General features: G+C 69.1%; 1 protein-coding gene. It reads right to left on the bottom strand.

The genetic code is table 11. The features are described from left to right. Window positions 1-350: DNA-binding protein (locus XarbCFBP7408_RS22175; RefSeq protein ID WP_258072313.1), on the bottom strand; the 350-nt coding region annotated here is incomplete at both ends.

Genomic DNA, 350 nt, shown 5'->3' with positions numbered 1-350 from the left:
GGCCACTTCGCTCCTGGCAGCGTCGCCCGCCTCGCGTTCGGCCTGCAGCGCGGTCTCGCAGCGTTGCAGCTGCGTCATGAGTGAGCCGGCCTCGTGTCGGGCCTGCTCCAGCGCTTGGGTGCGTTCCTGCAGCTGCGCCTGGAAGCGCGCCTGGGCCTGCGCCACGACCGTGTCGGCCTCGCCGTGCAACCGCTCGGCGAGGCGGGCGATGATGTCTTGAAGTGCGTCGCTCACGGCCATTTTCGCGCCAACGCCTTGCCCTTCCTCCTCTTCCAACTCCCTCAAATAGCGGTGGATGGTGGTCTTGGACCCCGTGTTGCCCAGCGCCACCCGGACCGCGTCCACGGACG

Source organism: Xanthomonas arboricola pv. guizotiae, from assembly GCF_002940205.1.
In the GTDB taxonomy this organism is placed as follows: domain Bacteria; phylum Pseudomonadota; class Gammaproteobacteria; order Xanthomonadales; family Xanthomonadaceae; genus Xanthomonas; species Xanthomonas arboricola_C.
The sequence above is the reverse complement of the archived record's forward strand: the minus strand, read 5'-3'. Positions and strand labels throughout refer to the sequence as shown.